This is a genomic window from Streptococcus oralis (genome assembly GCF_023109195.1).
GTDB classification, from domain to species: Bacteria; Bacillota; Bacilli; order Lactobacillales; family Streptococcaceae; genus Streptococcus; species Streptococcus oralis_BV.
In genome coordinates this window covers 50,155-70,151 of the sequence record NZ_JALDUB010000002.1, presented here as the reverse complement: position 1 = coordinate 70,151, position 19,997 = coordinate 50,155, and the positions used below count along the sequence as shown (strand labels likewise).

Here is a 19,997-nt window from a genome sequence, read left to right as displayed (position 1 = left end):
TTAGGATTAATCACCGAGTCCGATACGTTCAAAGATATCATCTACTCGTTTGGTGTAGTAAAGAGGGTTGAAGATTTCATCGATCTCCTCTTGAGTCAGGCGTGATGTCACTTCTGGATCTGCTTCGAGAAGCGGTTTAAAGTCTACTTGGTTATCCCAAGAGTAGGCTGTTTTTGGTTGCACCAAGTCATAGGCTTGCTCACGCGTCATGCCTTTTTCGATCAAGGTCAACATAGCACGCTGGCTAAAGATAAGACCAAACGTAGAATTCATGTTGCGGATCATGTTTTCTGGGAATACCGTCAAGTTCTTGACGATATTTCCAAAACGGTTGAGCATGTAGTCGATCAAAATGGTTGTATCTGGTGTGATGATACGCTCAGCTGATGAGTGAGAAATGTCGCGTTCGTGCCAGAGAGCCACATTTTCATAAGCTGTCACCATATGGCCACGGATAACACGCGCAAGACCTGTCATGTTTTCAGAACCGATAGGGTTGCGTTTGTGAGGCATAGCCGATGAACCTTTTTGCCCTTTAGCAAAGAACTCTTCCACTTCGCGTTGTTCCGATTTTTGAAGACCACGAATCTCCGTTGCCATACGCTCGATGGAAGTCGCGATGCTAGCAAGAACCGCAAAGTACTCAGCGTGAAGGTCACGAGGAAGGACCTGTGTAGAGATTTCTTGAGCACGGATACCCAATTTATCGCAGACGTATTTTTCAACGAATGGTGGGATGTTGGCAAAGTTACCAACCGCACCAGAAATCTTACCAGCTTCTACACCAGCAGCCGCATGCTCGAAACGTTCGATGTTGCGCTTCATTTCGCTGTACCAAGTAGCCAATTTAAGACCAAAAGTTGTCGGCTCAGCGTGCACACCGTGGGTACGACCCATCATGATAGTGAACTTGTGTTCTTTGGCTTTGTCAGCGATGATGTTAAGGAAGTTTTCAAGGTCACGGCGGATGATGTCGTTGGCTTGTTTGTAGAGGTAACCATAGGCCGTATCTACCACGTCAGTAGAGGTCAAACCATAGTGGACCCACTTACGCTCTTCACCAAGAGTCTCAGAAACCGCACGTGTGAAGGCAACCACATCATGACGAGTTTGCTGCTCGATTTCCAAAATACGGTCGATGTCAAAGTCTGCCTTCTCGCGAATCAAAGCCACATCTTCCTTAGGGATTTCCCCCAACTCAGCCCATGCCTCGTCAGCCAAGATTTCCACCTCAAGCCAAGCACGGTATTTATTTTCTTCACTCCAAATGTTCGCCATCTCAGGGCGAGAGTAACGGTTGATCATGGTTGTTTCTCCTTAATAAATATTTTCATCTTAAATTATTTAAAATATCCATTTCTTCCTTAGTATATGAAGTATAATTTTGTTGTTTTTTACTTGTTAGACGTAACAGAGTCATCGAATTAATTGAAATCGAAAAAACTATACCGCTTAAAATAGCACCTATCACAAGGAATATTAAACCTACTATCCCTCTTAAAAAAATTGAAGTAACTGATACAAATTGAATTAGGGATATCATACTCAAAGTACAGTTTGCAAATAATTGAACTTGTAACTTATTAAACCGCCAATATAAGTCAAAATAATTTTCATTAAATTCTTCCTTAAATTTTGAAGATATTACTATTTTTTTGGCAAGTGTATTAATATCAAAATAGTAATTTATATATATATTTAAAATAGCGAAAGCAAGAAGTGTATATAGCAATTTATTATTTGTAATAATACATAATAAAATTATAAAAACAAAGTCAAATAATATCACATTTGTTTTTTTTAATATATATATAATTGACAACTTATATTTAGAAAATTTCTCTAACATTTATAGATAATCCTTTAATTTTTTATTACCATCTCTATTTGGAGTGGTTGTTACTATTTAAACTTACAGTCCTAAATACTTTATATTTAACATCAACTTCTTCCAAAAACCTTCGATAATTATGTCATCTTCATTTATATAAAGACTACTTTTTAACACCATAATTACAAATCTCTTATCATAAGTAAAAGCTTGAATAGAGAGGTAATATCCTAATAAAACCAATATTATCAGTAGTATTATCTAACCAATAAAACTATTTTCTATACTATTTTCATTACCTATCCATAGTAACTCTAAAAGTTTTTCTCTAGTAATAATATCTTTAAGAAGAGTAATATATGTTGTACTTACAAAAATCGAAATGGTAGCTAAAACACCACAACTCCAATTTGCAAAATTCGCTATCTTCTTTAATGAAGATTCTATATCACCAATCAATAATTTTTTTGAATCGTCATCTAATAATTGACTCTTTTTAATATATATCGCTAAGTTTTTTATATCAGATCTCTCAAAAAGAATTATCATTCGGTAAAACACTCCCAAAAGTACTAAAAAAGGAAGTGCTACTATATTATTTTCATCCAGTTCACCGTTTACAATTAAAAAAAGTAAAACCAACATTCCATACAATAATATATACTTGAAGAATTTATTTGTAATAGAATCAATCAAGCTTATCTTACTTCTCAAAAATTTTTTTACTTCAAAATATTTTATCGGCATTTAATTCCTTTCTGGACTCTTACATATCATACATCATTTCACTAAACAAAGTCACATGTCCCATTTTGCGGTTGTGCTTCGCTTCTATTTTACCATACAAATGGAGGCGGGCGCTTGTTCCTTTATTTCTATTTTATCAAAAGAAAAATGCCTTCATCCTGAACTCAGTTCCTCAGAAACTTTCTCTTTTTTCAGCATTTTCTTTGAATTTCTTACATTTACTTCTAGTCTTAAATTTTGTGCTTCAAAATTGATAGACCTATTATTCATCCTTCTCTTCACTATCAGGTTCATTAAGTGGGCTTGGTAAATCTAAATGCCTAATAGTATCAGATAGCCCTTGAATAGACTTTAATATTCCAGAATCTATTTTAGGTATTTGAATATTATGGAACACTTCCATCATAGATTTGACCGCATTATTAAAAGCAAGATTGTTAGCATAAAACCTATCCATTGCTGGTCTTATTACTTCTGATACTGTTTTAGATAAAGATGATAAGCTAGCCAGAAACTCTGGATCAAAAATATCATTTGTAAGTTTTCTAGTTGCTTCAAAATCCCATTTCTCGAGCATACTATATTCAAGCTCTTCTAATTCTTTAATTACATCTGACAATAACAAATCTATTTTTTTGTAACGCCTATAGGTTAGTGTGTGAAAATGCATAACATCATTTCTGTACTCTCTTATTCTATCGTAGTTATTTTTGAGTACATCAACTTCTTCACTATTAGTGAATGGTGTAAAATGTTTTTCCCATATAGTGATTGGAAACAAATTTCTTATCATTTCTTTCAGAATATATTCATTCTTATTTTGAAAATCTTTAAAATGAATAGTTAAGTCACGAACTGGATTTATATTTATTTCAAATATCAACGAATGTAGTTCAGCTATTTGCAACCTTTCAATTTGTTCAATTGTATGAATTTTTGATAAATCTAATTTATCATTAGTCTGTTCCTTAACAATCCTTATAATATCCTCATCCTCGAGTTGAGACAAAGCTAATACAAAAATTTTTCGTAATAACGATTCATATGTTTGAAATTTAGGATAAAGCCTATTCGAAAAATACATAGATAAACTATTAGATAGAATTGAATATTTCAAACGATTTTTTCCTAAAAATTCTCTAAATTTTGAAAGGAAATCTCCGAACTTTTTAGCTGAATTCAATTTAGATTTGCTGTATTCATAGCTAAGTATAATTTTAACTAGCCCCCTTCGAAATTGATAGGTATTTATTGTAAAATCGTCATCTTTGAAAGCACACTTATATTTAGCTAAATGCCCTTCTATATACTTATCACCAACTTCAACTTGACTATAAGAAGTAATACTAATTATTTTTGAGCTAAGAAATAATTCATCAAGTTTAGCAATGTTAATATTTTTAGTTAATAACTCTACCTCAAATTGCATATTAATTTCTAAAAATCAATCCCTTCCCCTAATTCTACCACACTATTTAGCGCATCACTAAACAAAGTTATATGCCCTACCCTACGGTTGTGCTTGTCTTCTATAATCTTTTATTCACCGCCCACTCCGCTGCTTTCTCTGCATGAATCACTGTTGTGTCGTAGAGTGGCAGGTCAATGTCGGTTTGCTTGACGAGGAGACCAATCTCGGTACAACCCAAGATAACAGCTTCCGCGCCTGCTTTTTTCAAATCATCTATAACGGCAAGATAAGTCCGCTTTGAGCTTTCTTTGATGTCCCCTAGGCAAAGTTCGTCATAAATGATTCGATTGACCTCTGTAATTCCAGCTTGGTCTGGAATCAGCACTTCTAACCCAGACTCTATTAATTTCTCCTTGTAAAAATCTTGAGTCATTGTGTACTTGGTCCCTAGGAGGCCGACTTTTTGAATACCGTCAGCCAACAAGGCCTGCGCAGTTGCCTGCGCAATATGCAAGATTGGAATCGTAATCTTTTCTTGTATCTGCGGAGCAACCTTGTGCATGGTGTTGGTACAAATAACGATGAAATCCGCACCTGCTTGCTCCAAGCGTTGACCAATATCTGTCAAAAGTTGACCGCTTTTCTCCCAGTCTCCGACTGCTTGATAATGCTCAATCTCTGCAAAATCAACACTATAAAGTAGAATCTTAGCTGAATGCAGGCCACCCAGCTCTTTTTTGATGGTTTCGTTGATGATTTGGTAGTAAGATGTGGTACTTTCCCAACTCATACCACCAATCAGACCGATAGTTTTCATAGACTAATTAAACTCCTCCTTGCTTGTCACAACCGACGGATAGTGTGGTAAGCTACTTAGATCCGTATCCAATGGCAAATCATAGATAACCAGATAATTGTTTGGATATTGAATCTTTAATTCCTGATATTGGCTTTTACTTTTTCATGGTCGGCACTGGCAAAGAGCACTTCCACAACGGCGATTTCTTTTCCTTTCTCCACAAAAGCGTTGACAATAATTTGAATCATAAACTGGTTTCCATTTAGCTTTAAAGATTATCATTTTCTGAGTCTTCATGTATAGAAAATTCAAATGAAATTCTCTCAGGATGTCTAGGCAGGCCGTAACTACTCAGATAATCCTTAACTTCCTTCACGGAACAAGAATATTCTAAGACTAGCTGATTGCCAGCTCTCTCTAAAATATGAATCCCCTCTCTATCCGCAATCTCTGGAACAATCAAATCGTCCGTATAAGTCAGTGTTACGGTCGTTATTTCATCATCTAGCAATTCATCAAATTCTTCTGCCATTTCAAAAATCAATCCCCTCACCAAACTCAACTACACTATCCGGTACATCACTAAACAAAGTCACATGTCCCATCTTACGGTTGTGCTTCGCTTCTATTTTACCATACATGTGGAGGTGGGCGCTGGGATTTTCTGTGACATATTTTTCAGCGACCTCAACGTGTTGGCCGAGTACGTTGAGCATGACGGCTGGTGCATGCAGGTGGACAGCTGGTAATGGTGCTCCGAGAACGCCCAAGATATGGGTATCAAACTGCGAGAAGTCACAGGCTTCGATAGAGTAGTGCCCTGAGTTATGTGGGCGTGGAGCAATTTCATTGACAATGATATCATCAGCGGTCGCAAACATTTCCACGCAAAGGGTTCCAGATAGGTTGAGCTGTTCAGCGATTCGTACTGCCATGGCTTTGGCCTTTGCTGCTATGCTTTCTGAAATACGGGCTGGGACAATGGTCTTGGACAGGATGCTATTGCGATGGATATTTTCCTGAACTGGGAAAACCGTCACGTCCTTGCCATTACCAGACACGATGACAGAAATCTCAAGGTCAAAGTTGACGAATTCTTCCAAGACGCAGTCTGCTGAGTCGGCTAGTACATAAGCTTCTTCCAAATCTGCTTCTGAGCGAATGACCTTTTGTCCATGCCCATCGTAGCCACCAGTCGCAGTCTTGAGGACATAATTTTTCGATAGGTCGATGTCTGCCAAGTCTTGACTTGAAGTCACGACCTTGTAGGGTGCCACAGTGACTTGTGCCTTGTTTGAGAGAAAGTCCTTTTCAAAGATACGATTTTGCGAAATGCGGAGCAGATCTGTCCCTTGAGGGAGCTGACCTTCCTTGATGACAGCATCCAAACCGTCAGCATCGACATTTTCAAATTCATAGGTGAGAACATCGCAACGCTCAGCCAACTGACGGAGGGCATCCACATCATTATAAGGAGCCACGATGATTTCCGCCACACGAGAGGCCGGGCAATCCGCTGCAGGATCCAGCGCGATAACCTTGTGCCCCATGTAGATAGCAGAAATAGCCATCATCTGCCCCAACTGACCGCCACCGATAATTCCGATTGTTTTAGATGAGCTCATTTGTAGACTCCTCTGCGATTTTTCCTTGCTCTTCTGCGAAATCTGCCAAAGCTTTCGCGATAGCCTGATCCTCTACTGAGAGGAGACGGAGGGCAAAGAGGGCCGCATTTGTCGCACCTGCTTCACCGATAGCCATTGTCGCAACAGGTACACCACCCGGCATCTGTACGATAGAGTAGAGCGAGTCCACGCCACTAAGAGCGCGCGACTTGACGGGTACCCCTATGACAGGAAGGGTTGTTTTCGCTGCGACCATACCTGGTAAATGGGCGGCACCACCAGCTCCTGCGATAATGACCTTGATACCACGGCTACGGGCTTCCTCCGCATGTCTAAACATGAGGTCTGGTGTACGGTGAGCGGAAACAACTTTCTTTTCGTAGACTACACCGAAGCGGTCTAGGACTTCTGCTGTTTTTTGCATGGTTGCCCAGTCGGATTTTGAGCCCATGATAATGGAAATTACTGGTTTCATTTATTCTCCTTTTTCTTCCTTTCAACAATCACCTTAAGTTGTGAGGGACGGCAGCAGCCACCAAAGGTGTCTCATGCCTAAATCGGAAGCCCAAGGTCTTCCGATTTCCCTGAACGATTGGCTTATCATCCAATCGTTCTTTCACAACGGCGGTGATTGCTCTATATTAGCTCGCTAATGCTCGCAAATCAAACGACCATTATCGTATTTTGTGAATTTTTCTTTTTCTTTTAAATAATCGTCTAATGTAGTGCGGACGTAAGCGAACGCTTGTGGCGTTCCATTACTAAAACTGGAGCCTAGGTCTCCAGTTTTCCGCTCCTAGTAGCAAAGCTACTAGGAGTTCCACTACTGCGACGATTATTCTATAGTGGCTCGCTTTCGCTCGCCATGGCAAATATGTCTGTTAATCTTTTATGGCCTTGCTTCCGATATCTGTTCGGTAAAAGAGACCTTCTGTGTTTTGTTGGGAGAGTTCTTGGTAGATGGTATCTTGGGCGTCTTTGACGGTGTCTGCTGTGGTAACTAGCATATAGACACGTCCGCCATTTGAAAGCAATGCTCTGCTATTTTCCACAAACTTAGCCCCTGCATAGTAGGTGATGATGTCGCCATCAGCTTTGGCTGGCAACTTGACACCCTTTGCATAATCTAGCGGGTAGCCCTTGGATGCGACAACCACACCTAGAGTCACACCCTTGTCTGTCCAGGTAATGGTTGGCTCCTTGCCATCGAGAATATCCGTGATATTTTGCGCAAAGTCAGATGTCAAGCGAGGCAGGATAATCTGAGTTTCGGGATCACCAAAACGAGCGTTAAACTCGATAACCTTCGGACCGCCAGCAGTCAAAATAAGCCCCGCGTAGAGGACACCCAGATACGGACGACCTTCTTTGATCATCCCTTCAAGGACTGGCTTGACAATGGTGTCAACCGCCGTATCAACCACGCTCTGTGGCAAGTGAGGAACTGGCGCATAGGCACCCATCCCGCCAGTGTTAGGGCCCTTGTCGCCATCGTAGGCACGTTTGTGATCCTGAGCCGTTGGCATGATGTAGAACTTGTCACCATTGACAAAGGCAAAAAGTGAAAATTCCTCTCCTGCAAGAAACTCCTCGATAACCACACGCGCACCAGAGTCCCCAAATTTATTGTCTAAGAGCATCTCGTGAGCGGCTTCGACCGCTTGCTCAACCGTTTCAGCTACGACAACACCTTTACCAAGTGCCAAACCATCTGCCTTGACAACGATAGGAGCGCCTTTCTCCTCGATATAAGCCTTGGCCTCCTCGAAATCTGAAAATGTGCCATAGGCTGCTGTCGGGACGTCATATTTGACCATGATTTCCTTAGCAAAATCCTTGGACCACTCCAGCTCCGCTGCAGCCCTAGTCGGACCAAAAGCCTTGAGCCCAGCTTTGTTAAAATCATCCACGATACCAGCAGCAAGGGCATCATCTGGCCCGATGAAGGTCCAAGCAATATCGTTGGCCTTTGCAAACTCAATTAACTTAGAATGTTCGGAAATAGAGATATTTACCAATTCTAAACCATCCAGAGTCATCCCGTCATTTCCAGGAGCTACAAAGACATTTTCAACGTCTTTTGATTCAAGCAACTTCTTAGCAATCGCATGTTCACGACCACCCGAACCGACAACTAACAGCTTCATCTCTCAACCTCTTTTGCGAATTATTTAATAACATTATATCACAAACGTTCGTTTTAATCTTGTTTCACTTAGTATTTTAAGCCAAAAAAGGAAAGAAACTGTTTTCTTCCCTTTTGCTTCTTAATGTCTAAAATGTCTCACGCCTGTAAAGACCATAGTCAAGCCGTATTTATCAGCCGCTTCGATGGACTCTTGGTCACGGACCGATCCACCTGGCTGGATGATAGCCTTGATACCTGCTTTGGCGATTTCTTCCACGTTATCCGCAAATGGGAAGAAGGCATCTGAAGCAAGAACAGCACCGTCCAGACGATCCTTGGCTTGGTCGATGGCAATACGAACAGAGGCCACACGGTTGGTTTGACCAGGGCCAACACCAAGTGTCATATGGTCGTTGGTTATGATGATTCCGTTTGATTTGACGTACTTGATAGCCTTCCAAGCGAACTCAAGGGCAGTTGCTTCTGTCTCAGTTGGTTGGCGCTTGGTCACAACTTGCCAGTCAGCCGGACTTTCCTTGATCACGTCTTGGTTTTGCACGAGAAGTCCACCGACAACACCAGTATATTCTGCTTCCACTTCGCTAGCGTCTTGGGCATCAAATGGCAAAGCAAGGATACGCAAGTTTTTCTTTTTATTAGTCAAAATAGCTAGCGCCTCATCCGTATAGCTTGGTGCGATGATGATCTCGAGGAAAACGCCGTGCATCTTCTCAGCTGTCGCAGCATCCACCTCACGGTTGAGAACGACAATCCCACCGAAGATAGACACTGGATCAGACTCATAAGCATAATCCCAAGCAGTTTCGATGTCATCTGCCTGACCGATACCGCACGGGTTCATGTGTTTGAGAGCCACAACGGTTGGACGGTCTTTGAAGTCACGGATAATACGAATGGCAGCATCCGCGTCACGGATATTGTTGAAGGACAATTCCTTACCGTTAAGCTGTTTGGCTGAAGCAATGGAGTAATCTGTCGGCAAAGCTTTTTGATAGAAGTCCGCATCCTGTTGAGGATTTTCCCCATAGCGCATGGCTTGCTTGAGGTCATAGGTCAAAGTGAGTTTTTCAGGTTTACTTTCGCCCACTTGAGCTGTGAAATACTCTGCAATCAAAGCATCATAAGCTGCTGTGTGACGGAAAACCTTGGCTGCCAAACGTTGGCGAGTTTCGTAAGTCGTTTCACCATTGGCTGACAACTCGTCCAAAACCACAGCATAGTCAGCAGGGTCTACCACAACTGTCACGCTAGCGTGGTTTTTAGCCGCTGAACGAAGCATGGATGGCCCACCGATATCGATGTTTTCAACCGCATCAGCGTACGTCACATCTGGTTTGAGAATCGTTTCCTTGAAAGGATAAAGATTGACAACTACAAGATCGATGAGCTCAATCTTATTGTCCTTAGCCGCTTCCAAGTGGCTATCCAAGTCACGACGAGCAAGAAGCCCTCCGTGGATATTTGGGTGGAGAGTCTTGACACGACCGTCCATCATTTCTGGGAAGCCCGTCACATCATCAATTGCAATGGTCTCCACCCCAGCATTATCAAGGGTAACCTTTGTCCCACCTGTCGAGATAATCTCCCAACCGAGTTTTTTAAGTTCTTGGGCAAATTCAACAATGCCCGCTTTGTCTGAGACGCTGATTAAGGCCTTTTTCGTCATTCTATTCCTCTTTCTTTAGATCCAAGCGCATAGCGACTTCGTTATTTTCTTCTATAAATTCCGTTTCCTGAAAACCCAGACTAGTCAACAGGTGCTTCATTTTTTCATTTCCAACCACATAATCTGCGGCAATATGACTGCAAGCTCTATCCATCTGAGCCCCTTTGATTAGAACTTCCAAGGCTTTTCGACCATAACCTCTTCCTTGGTACTGCTGACCAATCATTATCCGCCAGATAAAGTATTCCGCTTCATCCTTGTCTATTTCTAGCAGGAGAAAGCCAACCACTTGCTTATCCCAATAGATTGCCATCGGAAACACATCTTCGTTTTTCCGGTAGAGCCATGCATCAGCTAAAGAGCGCACATTTGGAGCTACGAAACGTGCTCGTTCATCAGCTTCTGATATTTTCAAATCCAGCACTGCCTGAAAACTGCTCTCATCTACCAATTTCAGTTCAATCATTTTTTCTCCTAGCAAGATTGCGCAATCAAAACTTGATTTACCTCTTACCTTCTCTCCACTCCCAAGTTATCCAACACCTCTGGATACAACTTGTACTCTGCTTCATGAATGCGAGCTTCGAAGCTTTCGATAGTATCATTCGCTAGCCTTGGCACACGCACTTGTCTGATAACCTTGCCTGTGTCCACACCAGAATCCACCCAGTGAATGGTCACGCCGCTCTCAGCAACCCCAGCATTCCAAGCGTCCTCAATCCCATGAGCTCCTGGAAATTCGGGCAGGTAGGCTGGATGAATGTTGATAATTCGGCCCTCATAAGCTGCCAATAAGGTTGACCCAACGATTTTCATGTAGCCAGCGAGGCAAACCAAGTCAATCCGATGTTCTTCCAAGAGTTCGACAAGAGCTGCTTCGTAGTCCGCCTTGTTCTCAAACTCCTTGAGTTCAAAAGCATAGGACAGGACGCCGAGCTTGTCTGCACGTTCCAGCACATAGGCGTTACGATGGTCTGAAAAGACAAACTCCACCGGAAACTCTTCGGCAATCACCTGAAAATTTGAGCCGTTACCAGAGGCAAAAACCGCTATTTTTTTCATTTGATGATGACACTTTCGTTTTCTTTCTTGACGATGCGACCAATTTCATAAACTGGTTCATCCAGCAATTCCTTGACTCGACCTACATTTTCAGGGCTAACTGCCAGCATGAGTCCCACACCCATATTGAAGATTTCAAACATTTCCTCATGCTTGATTTTACCGTATTTTTCAAGGGCTTTGAAAATCGGGAGGACTGGAACTTTGCTTTCCTCAATCTCAGCAGCCAGGTCATCCGCAAACATACGAGGGACATTCTCGATAAATCCGCCACCTGTGATGTGGGCAATGCCGTTGACTAACTCTTCCTTGATGAGTGGCAAGACATCCTTGACATAGATACGAGTTGGCTCAAGAAGGACTTCCTTGAGTTTCTTGCCTTCCAATTCTGGTAAGACTTCCTCACCCGTGTAGTCGGCAAAAACACGGCGAACCAGAGAGTAACCATTTGAGTGAATCCCACTTGAAGCAAGTCCGAGAAGAACATCACCTTCAGCTACTTTTGAACCGTCTATGATTTGAGATTTTTCAGCTACGCCGACCACAAATCCAGCCAGATCGTAATCATCTACGCCATACATACCAGGCATTTCAGCCGTTTCCCCACCGATGAGAGCAGCGCCTGCCTGCACACAACCTTCTGCCACACCAGCAACGACTTGTTCTAGTTTAGCTGGTTCATTCTTGCCGGTCGCGACGTAGTCAAGGAAGTAAAGAGGCTCCGCACCTGCAGCGATGATATCATTGACACACATAGCCACACAGTCCTGCCCGATGGTATCGTGCTTGTCGTACTTGATAGCCAGCATGAGCTTGGTTCCGACACCGTCAGTCCCTGAGATTAAGACGGGCTCTTTGACACCTGTTTTTGAAAGGTCAAACATACCACCGAAACCACCCAGAGCTCCCATAACACCTGCACGCTCCGTGCGAGCCACGTGCTTTTTGATCCGCTCAACAACTTCATAACCCGCTTCAACATCCACACCAGACTGCGCATAAGCATTTTTATTCGTCATTTTATTCATTCCTTTTCTTTTTTTGAGAAAGACTGCAACGTATTTTTAGATAAACAATCATTTTATCTAAAAATACTAGTCAGGTCTCTAGCTTTGGTCCCATAGGAGAAAGCGTCTACTGACAAATGCTTTAGCTTTTAGTCAGTAGTGAGACGTGGAGCGTATGCATTTTTATTTGTCATTTGTTTATTCCTTTCCTTTAATGGAGAGTCTTTATCTGTCTATTTGTAAAAACTGATCTTGTCACCCAAACTTCTACGATATTCTTCCTCATAGTCGTAGAGAGGTGTTGGGTAGTCCCCGTCAAAGTAAGCGACACAGAGACCACCGTTTGGCGCATCTGTTTCGATGCCGATAGAATCAATCAAACCATCAATCGAAAGATAGGTCAGGCTATCCGCACCAATGATTTGGCGAGTTTCTTCGACCGTATGATTGGCCGCAATCAGCTCCTGACGCGTCTGGATATCAATCCCGTAAAAACATGGATAAGCTAGCGCTGGACTGCCAATAGCAACGTGAACTTCAGAAGCCCCCGCTTCTTTCAAGAGCTGAACGATACGGCGAGAGGTTGTCCCACGAACAATGGAATCATCAATCATCACCACACGTTTGCCTTTGACAACACCCGAAACAGCAGACAGTTTCATCCGCACTCCTTGCTCCCGCAATTCTTGAGTCGGTTGGATAAAGGTGCGTTGGGTGTATTGGTTTTTGATCAGACCCATTTCATTTGGCAGACCAGATTCTTCTGCAAATCCCATAGCTGCGCTGAGCGAGGAATTTGGTACACCAACCACAATATCCGCTTCGTGCTTAAATTCACGCGCCAATTGGGCCCCCATACGTTTGCGAGCTGTATGGACGTTGACACCATGGATATTAGAGTCAGGACGGGCAAAATAGATATACTCCATAGAGCAAATCGCCAACTGGGTATCATTCGTATAGCTATCGTACTGAATCCCATTGTCATCTACGATTACAATCTCTCCTGGTTTTACATCGCGAATCCACTCGGCACCAATGACTTCAAAGGCACAGGTTTCTGACGAAACGACCACCGCTCCGTTTGCCATTTTCCCAATAGAAAGAGGGCGGAAGCCATTAGGGTCAAGGGCCGCAACCAACTTGTCCTCAAATAGCAGGATATAAGCAAAGCCACCTTTGACGAGGCTGAGTGCTTCCTTGATTTTACCCATCAAGTTCGGATTGTGACTCCGACGAATGAGGTGAGCCAAGATTTCCGAATCCGAAGTTGAACTGAAAATAGCGCCACTTTGTTCCAATTCTTTCTTGAGCGATTCGGCATTGGTCAGATTTCCATTGTGAGCAAGTCCAAACTGCATATCATGAAAGCGAAAAAGGAAGGGCTGGATATTATCTACAGAAGCTTCTCCAGCCGTCGCATAACGAACATGCCCAATCGCGCTCGTGCCAGTCAATTTATCCAAATTAGCTGGATTTTTGAAGACTTCTGATAAAAGCCCCATATCACGATGGCGCTTCAATTGCCCCTGATCATTGGAGAGGATTCCTGCCCCCTCCTGACCACGGTGCTGAAGACTATGGAGACCAAAATAGGTCAATTTTGCAGCATCTGGATGTCCCCAGATACCGAAAACACCACATTCTTCATTAAGAGATTTTACTTCGTATGTCATTTTTTATACCTTTTATTTCCCTGTGAAATAACGCACAGCTGACGCGAACAGGTGCTGGTCTTTATTTCCTGGGATGTTTTGGAAGAGACCATCTTCATAACGTTCTGAGTGTCCCATTTTACCGATGATTTGACCGTTCTTGCTGGTAATTCCTTCGATGGCATTAACAGAACCATTTGGATTGTACTTAGAGTCCATACTTGGTTTGCCGTCAAAATCAACGTATTGGCTGAAAATTTGTCCATTATCACGGAGCTCTGCAAATTCCTCAGCCGTCACGACAAATTTCCCTTCACCGTGCGACACTGGGATGGCATGGATATCACCCACTTGCACTCCAGTCAACCATGGTGAGTTGGTATTGGCAATCCGAGTTTCCACCATCTTGGCCACGTGTTGGTTGGCATCATTGTAGAAGAGGGTTGGGCTAGTACTGCTGGCATCCTCAAAGTTTCCGTATGGAAGAAGACCTGATTTGACAAGAGCTTGGAATCCGTTACAGATACCGATAATCAAGCCACCACGAGCGATAAAGCTATCAATCGCAGCACGCACTTTTTCATTAAGAAGGATATTGACAATAAACTTAGCTGATCCATCCGGCTCATCCGCAGCTGAGAATCCACCTGCAAAGAAGAGAATGTTTGCCTTGCCGATATTGTCAACCATGGTTTCAACTGACTTGACAATTGCTTCTTCATTCAAGGTCACGAATGGCACCAAGTTAACCTCTGCACCTTCTTTTTCGAAGGCTTTGGCTGAGTCATATTCTGAGTTGGTTCCTGGGAATACTGGGATGTAAACGACAGGTTTTTCAATAGTTTCTTTGGCTTTGATGACTACGCCAGAAGCGATAGCTGGCACTTCTTCCAGTTCTTTGGCTTGGCCAAATTCAGTTGGGTAAACTTCTTCCAGTTTTCCTTGGAAAGCACTGTCAAGCTTGTGTCCATCCAGCTTCACACCGTTGACAAGGAGTGTAAAGTTGGCACTTGTTTGTCCAATCTTCTCCACTCCAACGATTTCTTCAGCCGAGGTGAAGATAAATCCGCCTAGCTGAGCTGTCAAAGCCGTTTCAAGTTCAGGCAAGGTTACCTCTGCACCGATATGATTCCCAAAAGTAGCAAGAGCCAAGCTTTCAAGGACACCACCATATTTGACAGCTGATGCAGATGTCACTTTGTGAGCCTTTTGAATGCCTTCAAACTTGGCAAAATTAGACTTAATCAAGTCAAAATCAATCTCTGCAGAAAGAGCTTGACCTGGGATGTAGTAGATGTTTTCACCAGCAGTCTTGAACTCAGGAGAGAGGACCTTACGGCTATCTGCCGTCGTCACCCCAAAAGCAACCAAGGTTGGTGGTACTGTCAATTCTTCAAAGGTACCAGACATAGAGTCCTTACCACCGATAGATGGCAAGCCAAGTTGGATTTGTGCTTCGATAGAGCCTAGAAGAGCTGCTACTGGCTGACCAAAACGCTCAGCTTGTTTGTCCATCCGCTCAAAATACTCTTGGTAAGAGAAACGAGCCTTGGACCAGTTGGCACCAGTAGCAACCAAACGAGCAGTTGCTTCGATAACCGCATAAGCAGCACCGTGGTATGGAGACCATTCTGCCACATAAGGGTTAAAGCCTTGGGCCATGACTGACGCAGTATTGGTCACCCCGTGCTGAACTGGCAATTTCTGCACAGATGCCTCAGTTGGTGTGAGTTGGTAGCGACCACCAAGTGGGTGATTGACCGTTGAACGACCGACCGAACAGTCAAAGATGGTTTGCAATCCTTTTTGACTCGCATGGTTGAGATCAGATAGAACCGCAAGGGAATCAACTTCAAGTGTGTCAGCAGATGTTTGACGTTCTTCTGGAAGCTTGACATCCTTGTCTACCACCTTGGCATCAACGACTACGCGCACACCGTTTGTATCAAGGAAACGACGTTCCAAGTCCACGATTGTCTCTCCATTCCAGTGCATGACTAGATTTGGTTTTTCAGTCACTGTCGCAACCACAACAGCATCAATATTTTCTTTATTACATTCTGCAACGAAGACATCTACGTCTTCAGGACGCACCACAACTGCCATCCGTTCTTGAGATTCAGAGATAGCAATTTCTGTACCGTTCAATCCTTGGTATTTAAGAGGCACTTTATTAAGGTCGATTTCAAGACCGTCTGCCAATTCACCGATAGCTACACAGACCCCACCTGCTCCAAAGTCATTAGATTTCTTGATGAGGCGGGTTACTTCACCATTACGGAAAAGGCGTTGAATCTTGCGTTCTTCGATGGCATTCCCTTTTTGAACCTCAGCACCAGCAGTCTCCACAGACTCAACCGTTTGAACCTTAGAAGAACCTGTCGCACCACCGACACCATCACGGCCTGTCTTACCTCCAAGGAGGATAATCACATCGCCCGCTTCAGGTTTTTCACGGACAACGTTGCCCTTGGGAGCAGCACCAACAACGGCACCAAGCTCCATGCGTTTGGCTACAAAGCCTGGGTGGAAGTATTCACGAACGTAAGTCGTCGCAAGACCAATCTGGTTCCCATAAGAAGAGTAACCGTGAGCCGCTGTCTTCGAAATGACTTGTTGTGGTAATTTCCCAGCGCGAGTTTCTGAAATCGAAGCTGTAATGTCACCTGCACCAGAGATACGCATAGCTTGGTAAACGTAGGAACGGCCTGACAATGGGTCACGAATGGCTCCACCGATACAAGTAGCCGCGCCACCAAATGGCTCGATTTCAGTTGGGTGATTGTGGGTTTCGTTTTTGAACATAAGGAGCCAAGGTTCCTTGATACCATCAACATCCACTTCGATTTCGACCGAGCAAGCATTGATTTCGTCTGACACTTCCATGTCGTCCAAACGCCCATTAGTACGCTTATAACGACCGAAAATAGTTGCCATATCCATCAAGGTTTGCGGTTTCTCCGAACGCCCCAACTCCTCACGCATGGCAATATACTTGTCATAAGTCGCCTGCAATTGCTTTTGGAATTTAGAAGCTGAGAAATCAATCTGTTTCAACTCTGTCTCAAAAGTCGTGTGACGGCAGTGGTCAGACCAATAAGTGTCCAAAACCTTGAGCTCAGTCTCAGTCGGCACGCGCCCAATTGACTTGAAGTAGTCTTGGATAAAGAGCAAATCGTCCACTTCCATGGCCATCCCTTGCTCTGCCTTGTAGCGGGCAAAGTCTTCTGCTGTATAGCTTTCAAAGAAATTCAATTTCGGAATGGTCTTGTCTGACTCTGAAAATTCCTGTTTGGCAATCCCTGTCGTGATGTCCTTGAAGCGAGAATCAACTGGATTAAGCAAATAGTTCTTGACCGCTTCTAACTCAGTCGCATCAATATCTTTATTAACCAAGTAAAGTTGAGCTGTATTGACTGTCACATCACTCGAACTCCCCAGCAAAAGCAAGGCTTCCTGTGAAGAAGCTGCACGCTGGTCAAATTGCCCTGGCAGGCTTTCAATGGCAAAGAAAGCATAGTTGGCAAGATCCGCCTGCACGGCCGCTTCGTCCAAGACATGATCCGTCACCTGCTCAGAGAAGATGTGCTTCTCTGCAGGTGCAAACAAGTCCTCTGCCAAATCAAAGACATCATAAACCTGCACAATGCGAATACTTTTCAAAGTTGACAGTCCCAAGTTGTGCTGGAGCTCCCTTACCAAACTCTCTGACTTGACCTGAAAATCAGCCTTTTTTTCAACAAAAATACGTTTTTCCATCAATTCTTATTCCTTTATTTCAGCTCTTGCAATGTTCCCAACGACTTCTAGGTGTTGTTATTTCAATTCCTGCAACTTTTCCCAGACAACTTCGTAAACATCAGTTAGTTCTCCCAATCCCCTACGGAAAACATCCTTGTCCATGTGGTTGCCATCCGCATCCCACAAACGGCAGTTATCTGGTGAAAATTCGTCTGCCAAGATAATCTTGCCATCCTTATCAAAACCAAATTCCAGTTTAAAATCGATTAGCTTAAGACCAATCTCAGCAAACCAAGCTTTCAAGAGCTCATTGATACGACGGGTTTCTTCCTTCAAGTAAGCAATCTGCTGGTCATCCGCAATTTTAAGGAATTTCACATGCTCGTCATTGATAAACGGATCATCCAAATCATCATTTTTATAGTAAAATTCGACAATCGGAGTCTCAAATGCGATACCTTCTTCGACGCCAAAACGTTTTGAAAAGGAACCAGCCGTGTAGTTGCGGAGCACAACTTCCAAAGGAATAATCTCAACCTTTTTATTGAGCTGTTCCGTGTCTGAAAGTTTCTCCACAAAGTGAGTCGCTACACCAGCCGCATTTAATTTCTCAAAAATAAAAGATGAAATCTGATTATTTAACACTCCCTTACCTGCAATCTGCTCCTTCTTGACACCGTTGAAGGCAGTTGCCTGGTCCTTGTAAGTTGAAATAATGAGATTTTCATCCTCAGTTGTATAGATATCCTTGGCTTTTCCCGAATAGATCAGTTGTTTTGACATTTTAAAGTTCGCCTTTCGTTTTACTTGAGCACATTTTACCACAAAAGTATGAAAAATTCAAGGTTTTTACGAATAAATAACGTTTTTCCTATTTTAAGTGTAAAGAAAAACTGCAAGATAAGCTCCTCTTACAGTTTTAAAATCATTTATCCTCTGAAAAACACGAATATTACCCTCTATTTAAAAATTGATCCCAAAAATAACGGAGATAGCTTTTCTTTCCCGTAATCATCTGCAAGCGACCTTCTAAGCCATAGCGAAGTGTTGTAGCCTGCTCAGAAGTCAGATGGGTCTCCACCTCAATTTTAAAGAAATTTCCTTTTTCAGTCTTGGTAGCTGTCGCATCAATACTTGTAATAGTGGAATCCAGGAAAATTTGATTCTTCGCATCATTAGTCGTAGTATAACGGACAGAGTCTCCAATCTTAACTCTAGCAACATCTTTTGAACTGAGATAGGCTGTGAGTTTGGTTTTTCCTTCTTTTTCCAAAGATGGATAGAGTTGGGCTAGCAGGGTTCCTTCTGCAGCCATCGTAGATTCACTGGTCTCAGGATTAAGGTGAAGCACCCCATCCTCGCTTGCTGTAATCTTCCCCTTCTCTAGGAGACCTCCTTGGACTTTCTTACCCGACTCTGCTTCTAAAATTTTCTGATCCAAAAGAGTTAATTCCTGACCGACTTTGACTAGGTGCTGGGACTTGAGCGATTCCAGTTGACTATCCAGTCCCGTTGCATAGGCTTGCTGGGTTCCCGAACCTGCATACTGAACACGATACGTAGCTAGACTAGACTCTAGCTGGGCAATCTGCGCGTCCATCTGTGCAATAACTTGCGATTTAGCTTGCGAATCATCTTCACCTTGATTTTTATAGGTCTGATAAAATGAGTAGGCTGCATTTTGACTATCCAGTTGAGCTCCTGTTTCAATCGCTGACTTAGCTGTTTTATAATCTCGAATTTTATCCTCTGTTTGACTGATAAGATTGCCAATCTCGGCCTGGCTCTGACTTGCTGCCGCATTCTGCGAGGAGATGTTGGCATTTTGCTGCGAAACATTGCTCCTAAGACTACTAGCTTGGCTGAGATAATCTCGAAACATCTCCTGATAACCAAACTTATCCGCCTCTGGAAATTGATCACTCCCCTCTTTCAAACTGGATTGCAAATACCCCAACTGCTTTTTTTGATCCTTTAACATCTCCAATTGACTGGCATATGCCTCAACCTGGACAGCTTCCGCACCTTGCTGGTACTGAACGAGGAGTTCCCCCTGCTTGACTAGTTTGTTTTCTTCCAGATAATTTGCCACAATGCGTTGATTGCTAGTCGACTGGATATTGGCAATGATCCGACTAGGTTCGACAGTCGCTCTGGTAGACAAACTCATCTCCTTCTCTGCAAAAACTGCAAATCCCAGTAAAAACATGAGCAGAAGTGACATAGGTAAAATCACCCGACTGGAAAAATTATGGTAACGACGATTATAAAACTCCGCACTTTCTAAAAATTCTGGTTTCATCT

18 protein-coding genes and 3 pseudogenes are annotated in these 19,997 nt (G+C 43.0%); all 21 read right to left on the bottom strand.

The genetic code is table 11. The annotated features are described in order from the left end of the window. Positions 1 to 6 precede the first annotated feature (6 nt). The gene (gene purB, locus M1F65_RS07795; RefSeq protein WP_247925749.1) at positions 7 to 1,305 is read right to left on the bottom strand and encodes an adenylosuccinate lyase; all 1,299 of its coding nucleotides are present in this window, start codon (positions 1,303 to 1,305) and stop codon (positions 7 to 9) included. Between the two features lie 25 nt (positions 1,306 to 1,330). Then, complete coding sequence (locus tag M1F65_RS07790; RefSeq protein WP_000890289.1) at positions 1,331 to 1,849, bottom strand: hypothetical protein; 519 nt, start codon at positions 1,847 to 1,849, stop codon at positions 1,331 to 1,333. Positions 1,850 to 2,092: 243 nt separating this feature from the next. Next, positions 2,093 to 2,578: a hypothetical protein gene (locus M1F65_RS07785; protein ID WP_001121911.1), complete on the bottom strand. Its 486-nt coding sequence runs from the start codon at positions 2,576 to 2,578 to the stop codon at positions 2,093 to 2,095. Positions 2,579 to 2,597: 19 nt separating this feature from the next. After that, positions 2,598 to 2,693 (bottom strand): annotated as a pseudogene (locus M1F65_RS07780) (hypothetical protein); the annotation flags it as partial. Positions 2,694 to 2,840: 147 nt separating this feature from the next. Next, positions 2,841 to 4,007: a hypothetical protein gene (locus M1F65_RS07775; RefSeq protein ID WP_001159293.1), complete on the bottom strand. Its 1,167-nt coding sequence runs from the start codon at positions 4,005 to 4,007 to the stop codon at positions 2,841 to 2,843. A gap of 8 nt (positions 4,008 to 4,015) precedes the next feature. Then, positions 4,016 to 4,111, bottom strand: a pseudogene (locus M1F65_RS07770) (phosphoribosylaminoimidazole carboxylase); the annotation flags it as partial. Beyond that, positions 4,108 to 4,806: an aspartate/glutamate racemase family protein gene (locus tag M1F65_RS07765; protein WP_101800285.1), complete on the bottom strand. Its 699-nt coding sequence runs from the start codon at positions 4,804 to 4,806 to the stop codon at positions 4,108 to 4,110. The pseudogene M1F65_RS07770 and the gene M1F65_RS07765, both read right to left, overlap by 4 nt. A gap of 3 nt (positions 4,807 to 4,809) precedes the next feature. After that, positions 4,810 to 5,036 (bottom strand): annotated as a pseudogene (locus tag M1F65_RS07760) (phosphoribosylaminoimidazole carboxylase). 20 nt (positions 5,037 to 5,056) lie between these two features. Beyond that, a complete protein-coding gene (locus M1F65_RS07755; RefSeq protein ID WP_065428336.1) occupies positions 5,057 to 5,320 on the bottom strand; it encodes a hypothetical protein in 264 nt (87 codons plus the stop codon). A gap of 1 nt (position 5,321) precedes the next feature. Continuing rightward, positions 5,322 to 6,413: a 5-(carboxyamino)imidazole ribonucleotide synthase gene (purK, locus tag M1F65_RS07750; RefSeq protein WP_070657266.1), complete on the bottom strand. Its 1,092-nt coding sequence runs from the start codon at positions 6,411 to 6,413 to the stop codon at positions 5,322 to 5,324. Then, a complete protein-coding gene (gene purE, locus M1F65_RS07745; RefSeq protein WP_070657263.1) occupies positions 6,400 to 6,888 on the bottom strand; it encodes a 5-(carboxyamino)imidazole ribonucleotide mutase in 489 nt (162 codons plus the stop codon). Before purE ends, purK begins: the two co-directional genes overlap by 14 nt. A gap of 28 nt (positions 6,889 to 6,916) precedes the next feature. Beyond that, positions 6,917 to 7,033: a phosphoribosylaminoimidazole carboxylase gene (locus tag M1F65_RS07740; protein ID WP_080976520.1), complete on the bottom strand. Its 117-nt coding sequence runs from the start codon at positions 7,031 to 7,033 to the stop codon at positions 6,917 to 6,919. 261 nt (positions 7,034 to 7,294) lie between these two features. Beyond that, positions 7,295 to 8,560: a phosphoribosylamine--glycine ligase gene (gene purD / locus M1F65_RS07735; RefSeq protein ID WP_070657260.1), complete on the bottom strand. Its 1,266-nt coding sequence runs from the start codon at positions 8,558 to 8,560 to the stop codon at positions 7,295 to 7,297. A 120-nt stretch (positions 8,561 to 8,680) separates the two neighbouring features. Further along, the gene (gene purH, locus M1F65_RS07730; RefSeq protein ID WP_065371465.1) at positions 8,681 to 10,228 is read right to left on the bottom strand and encodes a bifunctional phosphoribosylaminoimidazolecarboxamide formyltransferase/IMP cyclohydrolase; all 1,548 of its coding nucleotides are present in this window, start codon (positions 10,226 to 10,228) and stop codon (positions 8,681 to 8,683) included. A 1-nt stretch (position 10,229) separates the two neighbouring features. Beyond that, complete coding sequence (locus tag M1F65_RS07725; protein ID WP_065371466.1) at positions 10,230 to 10,694, bottom strand: GNAT family N-acetyltransferase; 465 nt, start codon at positions 10,692 to 10,694, stop codon at positions 10,230 to 10,232. A 44-nt stretch (positions 10,695 to 10,738) separates the two neighbouring features. After that, positions 10,739 to 11,290 carry a phosphoribosylglycinamide formyltransferase gene (gene purN, locus M1F65_RS07720; protein WP_247925748.1) on the bottom strand — a complete coding sequence of 184 codons (552 nt, stop codon included), beginning with the start codon at positions 11,288 to 11,290 and terminating at the stop codon, positions 10,739 to 10,741. Continuing rightward, positions 11,287 to 12,309: a phosphoribosylformylglycinamidine cyclo-ligase gene (purM, locus tag M1F65_RS07715; RefSeq protein ID WP_065371468.1), complete on the bottom strand. Its 1,023-nt coding sequence runs from the start codon at positions 12,307 to 12,309 to the stop codon at positions 11,287 to 11,289. The genes purN and purM overlap by 4 nt, the downstream gene beginning before the upstream one ends. A 221-nt stretch (positions 12,310 to 12,530) precedes the next feature. Then, positions 12,531 to 13,973: an amidophosphoribosyltransferase gene (gene purF, locus M1F65_RS07710; RefSeq protein WP_247925747.1), complete on the bottom strand. Its 1,443-nt coding sequence runs from the start codon at positions 13,971 to 13,973 to the stop codon at positions 12,531 to 12,533. Positions 13,974 to 13,985: 12 nt separating this feature from the next. Beyond that, a complete protein-coding gene (locus M1F65_RS07705; RefSeq protein ID WP_247925746.1) occupies positions 13,986 to 17,711 on the bottom strand; it encodes a phosphoribosylformylglycinamidine synthase in 3,726 nt (1,241 codons plus the stop codon). A gap of 57 nt (positions 17,712 to 17,768) precedes the next feature. Next, positions 17,769 to 18,476, bottom strand: coding sequence for a phosphoribosylaminoimidazolesuccinocarboxamide synthase (gene purC / locus M1F65_RS07700; RefSeq protein ID WP_227232164.1), 708 nt, complete (start codon positions 18,474 to 18,476; stop codon positions 17,769 to 17,771). 169 nt (positions 18,477 to 18,645) lie between these two features. Then, positions 18,646 to 19,995 (bottom strand): HlyD family secretion protein, encoded by a 1,350-nt coding sequence (comB, locus tag M1F65_RS07695; RefSeq protein ID WP_247925745.1) that lies wholly within the window; start codon positions 19,993 to 19,995, stop codon positions 18,646 to 18,648. Between the last annotated feature and the right edge of the window lie 2 nt (positions 19,996 to 19,997).